Source organism: Parafrankia sp. FMc2 (assembly GCF_041008525.1).
In the GTDB taxonomy this organism is placed as follows: Bacteria; Actinomycetota; Actinomycetes; order Frankiales; family Frankiaceae; genus Parafrankia.
Window position 1 is genome coordinate 1 of record NZ_JBFLUG010000284.1, and the last position, 4,179, is coordinate 4,179.

Sequence of the window (4,179 nt, forward strand, 5' to 3'; positions counted from 1 at the left end):
GAAGCAACCGCCTGGTCACATCACGCCACACAGCCGACCGCCGCTTGACGCGCTAGACCATGGGATATCTAGCGGCGACGACCGGCGCGTGGATCGTCTTCGAGGACGAAGCCGGGCAGAGCCTGCGCCCGCCCAAGGCCCGGACCTGGGCCCCGCGGGGACACACCCCGACCGTGCGGGTGTCGGGGAAGGGCTCGGGACGGGTGTCGATGGCTGCCCTGGTCTGCTACCGGCCCGGCCAGCGGCCCCGACTGTTCTACCGGGTCCTTGCCCACCACGGCCGTCGTGGTGAACGCCACAGCTTCTCCGAAGACGACTACGCCACCCTGCTCGTCGCCGCGCACCACCAGCTCCACGCCCCGATCATCCTGTGCTGGGACAACCTCAACACCGGCTTCCTCGGCCAGACCGACCTGCCCCTGGACCCAGAACCGCCGTAGCCAGACCCTGACCATTCAAGCTCTGCACTTGACAACACAGGGGCGTCAGAGCTCGATGAGTGATAGGCTGCTCCCGTTGCAGTTGTAGGTTCCTTACATGTATGGACGCCCGCGGATTCTGACAGCGGGCGTTTTTCACATTCCGGACAGTCCGACAGTGAGGGTGATCACACCGCGACCTCCCAGCGCGCACCAGGCGGTCCCGGTTCGGCTCCCACGAAGGAGAAGCACATGGCTCAGGGCACTGTTAAGTGGTTCAACGGCGAAAAGGGTTTCGGTTTCATCGCGCAGGACGGCGGCGGCCCGGACGTTTTCGTTCACTACTCGGCGATCGACAGCGCGGGCTTCCGCAGCCTGGACGAGAACCAGCGCGTGGAGTTCGACATCACGCAGGGCCAGAAGGGCCCGCAGGCGGAGCACGTCCGCCCGGTCTGACGCACGCCTGCTGGCGTCTGCGTCTCGGGCGCCTCAGTGTCGATCGTTATCAACATCCGAACAGCTCCGTGTGGGGTGCCAGAAGTCGGCTTGGGCCCGTAAGCAGGGATGCCGACGCGGTCCTCGCCGACGCCGGCATCACCACGGTCAAGATCCCACCCCGAACCCCCCGGGCGCGTTCCGTGACTTTGACCGTCTGGCCAGCGAGGCGTTCGACACGGCACGGACCCCTCAGATGATGCCGATGGACTGCTACCGCTCCGGCGACACGTACTTTCTGCATTTCGACCTGCCCGGGGTCGACCCCGGCTCGGTGGAGGTCACCGCGGAGAACAACACGCTGACGTGCAGGCAACTCGCCAGCAGATCGCTCCAGACGACGCCCGACACATGGTGGCCGAACGACCTACCGGCGCCTACCGCCGCCAGATCGCCCTCGGCGACGGGTTGAACGTGGACGCCGTCACGGCCAACTACGTCGACGGAGTGCTCACCGTCACGATCCCGGTCGCCGAGCAAGCCAAGCCACGGCACATCGAGATCGGCCGGGACAACACCGAACGCAAGATCATCACTGCGTAGGACCGCCACGGCAGGCGGGTCCGCGAATGCACGGCGCTCCGGTGGGACTCGGCCGGTCCCGCCGGGGCTCCTGCGGCGCGCCGCACCGCGGGCAGGTGGTCCGAAAGGAGGCGATGACGCGGTGCCGGCCGCGGTCGAGGGGACCGGCGTTGATGACATCTCCGCACCAGAACACCCCGACGGTCGGCGTCCCGACGGCCCCGGCGAGGTGCCGCAGGCCGGAGTCGTTCCCGATCATCACATCAGCGGCCGCAAGCAGCCCGACCAGCCCGCTCGGCCCGAGCCGCCCGGTCAGGTCGACCAGCCGGTCCGGCGGCGCCGTAGCCATCGGCCCGATCTTGATCACAGCTCCGATCTCGGGGCGTACCGCGGTGGTCACCATGTCATCTCTCCTCCGGACGACCCAGCAGGACCGGTTCCGGCAGGACCTCGGCAGCCTCCCAGCCGTCGAGGCGCCTCATCGGATCGGCCGCGATCCGCAGCTGCTCGATCTCCATCGCCAGGCGCAGCTCCCCGACAGCGCGGATCCACGGGTCGCTCTCCTGGCCGGCGAACGAGTGGTACATGTAGCACTCGTTGTACTCGTGCAGCACGAGCTGCTCGAACCAGCGCTTCCCCGGGTCCGGCATCGACTCGTACTGGGTGACGTGCTCCTTCTCGACCATGGCGATCATCCGACACCGGGTGTCGGAGTCCACCGCCCTCTTGTCGTACGGCTCGACGCGCAACTCGGACCAGTTCCGCGCCTGATCATCGAGAGCGATACCTTTTCCTCGAGCGGATTTAAGCTCACGTTACCTCCGGAGAAGAGTATGGACGGGGCTGTTGGACGACCACTGCCCGGTGCTCAGGCAGCAACCCTGCCAACCTTGCGGCGCCGACGTTTCCCGCCTGCGCGTGTGATCGCCTTTCCTCGGATCAAGAAAGCTAGCCGACTCCTGCCCTCAGTGCGCTCCTAAAACCTGGAACAGGACCCTAAAAGGGGAGATCACCGTCATCTGACCTTTCGGTGCACCGCCGGAACGTCGATGGATCTCGCTCAGCCATACCAACCGGCCCGACCTGGCCACGGGGCCGCCAGCCCTGCCCGTAGTGGCTCACTGCAACCCTGGCGGAAAAGTCGGCCCTGCTCGCGTCTGCGAACCTTGTTCGAGCCTGGAAATATCGGCATTTTCTGACCGCACCCGAAGACATGGGTGCTCTGGGTCAGCTTTCCGTTCCTGAGTTCGGGCGGCGGATTGAAACAGGTTTGGGGTCACCCGCACGGTAGGGCTGCGGTGACGCAGCAATCCCTGGAGGCAAATAAATCATGACTACACGAGAGCCCGCGGCAGGCGGCGTCGATCAGACGGGAGATCCGTGGACGGCCGGACGGCCGGAATCCGAGGGTGCGTCCCAGCCGGGGAGCCGGGCGACCCAGGTGGCCGGCGAAGCGCAGGGACAGGGCAGGCGCGTGGCGGACGAGACGGGGACCCAGGTCTCCCGAGTCGTCGACGAGACTCAGCGCCAGGTCCGCGATGTCGCTGGTGAGGCGAAGCGGCAGGCGCGGGATCTTGCCGGCGAAACCCGCGATCAGGTCACCCAGCAAGCGTCCGAGCAGCAGCATCGCGTCGCGTCCAACGTGCGCGAGCTCGCCGACGGTCTGTCCCGCATGGCAGAGCAGGCCCCGGCCGAGGCCGGCCTGGCCAGCGACCTCGCCCGCCTGGCCTCGGAGCGGCTGCGCACGGTCGGTCAGCACCTGGAGAACCGGCAACCCGCAGACCTCCTGGAGGACGTGCGCTCGTTCGCGCGCGAACGCCCCGGTGTCTTCCTGGCCGGCGCCCTCCTCGGCGGGTTCGTGACCGGCCGACTGGTCAGGGGCGCGACGTCCCGGGCCCCGGCCCGCCCTTCCGTGCAGCCGGCCTCTCCGCCGAAGACGTTCTCGGCCGCGGCCGACCCCGCTGGTGACGCCATCGCCGGAGACAGGCGAAACGGCCGTGTTCCCGACTCCACCGAGCTACCGCCCGTGACGACCGGGGCCGGCGCGGACGCCCCGCCCTCCGCGGTCTACACCCCGGACCGGGGAGCCCGGATCGGATCGGACACGGGGAGGTAGGCCATGTCCAACCCCTATCCGTCCGAGGTGACGCATGCGGGACAGGGCGTTCGGGGCTCTCACGTCAGCGACACCGCGGTCCGTGAGGCCACGGCCGGTCAGCTGATGTCCGAGGTCACCAGCGATCTGTCCGAACTGGTACGCAAGGAGATCGAACTCGCCAGGGCCGAGATCCGCCAGGAGGGCCGGCGGGCGCGCCGCGGAGCCGGGATGCTCGGCGGCGGCGGGTTCGCCGTTTACATGACGCTGCTCTTCGCGTCCGTGGCCCTGATGTTCCTGCTCGACCGGGTGATCGCCATCGACTGGGCGGCCTTCATCGTCGCGATGATCTATCTGGTTGTTGCTGTTCCTCTCGTCCTACGAGGCCGACGGGAACTGCGGAACATGTCGGGGGCGCCTCAGACCGTCGACACTCTCAAGGAGGACGCGCAATGGGCCGCGAACCGCACGAAGTAAGAGCTGACATCGACGCGACCCGAGCTCGTCTGGGTACCGATGTCGTAACTGGTCAGGTACTGCTTTGATCTTGGGTTAGCTGGTTGCGGGCATCCAGGGGCGGCCCTCGGCGAGTTGGACGAGGGCGGGGAACTGGCCGATGCCGTGTTTGGTGGCGGTGGACAGGTAGCT

General features: G+C 67.6%; 5 protein-coding genes and 2 pseudogenes. 5 read left to right on the plus strand and 2 right to left on the minus strand.

The features are described 5' to 3' along the window. Positions 1-71: 71 nt before the first annotated feature. The 3 genes and pseudogenes from AB1460_RS38485 to AB1460_RS36075 all read left to right on the plus strand — a co-directional run. Positions 72-392 (plus strand): annotated as a pseudogene (locus tag AB1460_RS38485) (IS630 family transposase); the annotation flags it as partial. A gap of 279 nt (positions 393-671) precedes the next feature. After that, positions 672-875, plus strand: coding sequence for a cold-shock protein (locus AB1460_RS36070; protein WP_368966971.1), 204 nt, complete (start codon positions 672-674; stop codon positions 873-875). A 345-nt stretch (positions 876-1,220) separates the two neighbouring features. Beyond that, positions 1,221-1,457, plus strand: a complete 237-nt coding sequence (locus AB1460_RS36075; RefSeq protein ID WP_368966972.1) for an Hsp20/alpha crystallin family protein — start codon at positions 1,221-1,223, stop codon at positions 1,455-1,457. Here the strand turns inward: AB1460_RS36075 and AB1460_RS38490 are convergent. Beyond that, a complete protein-coding gene (locus AB1460_RS38490) occupies positions 1,447-1,839 on the minus strand; it encodes a glycosyltransferase family 9 protein (protein ID WP_420497454.1) in 393 nt (130 codons plus the stop codon). The two genes, AB1460_RS36075 and AB1460_RS38490, sit on opposite strands and share 11 nt — an antisense overlap. 28 nt (positions 1,840-1,867) lie before the next feature. Then, positions 1,868-2,128: pseudogene (locus tag AB1460_RS36085) on the minus strand (hypothetical protein); the annotation flags it as partial. 782 nt (positions 2,129-2,910) lie between these two features. On the opposite strand from AB1460_RS36085, the gene AB1460_RS36090 reads away from it, so the two are divergent. Together AB1460_RS36090 and AB1460_RS36095 are read left to right on the plus strand one after the other, a co-directional pair. Further along, on the plus strand, positions 2,911-3,552 hold the full coding sequence (locus AB1460_RS36090; protein WP_368966973.1) for a hypothetical protein: 642 nt from the start codon (positions 2,911-2,913) through the stop codon (positions 3,550-3,552). A 3-nt stretch (positions 3,553-3,555) separates the two neighbouring features. Beyond that, positions 3,556-4,008, plus strand: coding sequence for a phage holin family protein (locus AB1460_RS36095; RefSeq protein ID WP_368966975.1), 453 nt, complete (start codon positions 3,556-3,558; stop codon positions 4,006-4,008). Positions 4,009-4,179: the final 171 nt, after the last annotated feature.

Bases quoted from the DNA above. Each gene is read 5' to 3' on its own strand.
- AB1460_RS36070 (WP_368966971.1), top strand. From the start codon at position 672: ATGGCTCAGGGCACTGTTAAGTGGTTCAACGGCGAAAAGGGTTTCGGT.
- AB1460_RS38490 (WP_420497454.1), bottom strand. From the start codon at position 1,839: ATGGTGACCACCGCGGTACGCCCCGAGATCGGAGCTGTGATCAAGATC.
- AB1460_RS36095 (WP_368966975.1), top strand. From the start codon at position 3,556: ATGTCCAACCCCTATCCGTCCGAGGTGACGCATGCGGGACAGGGCGTT.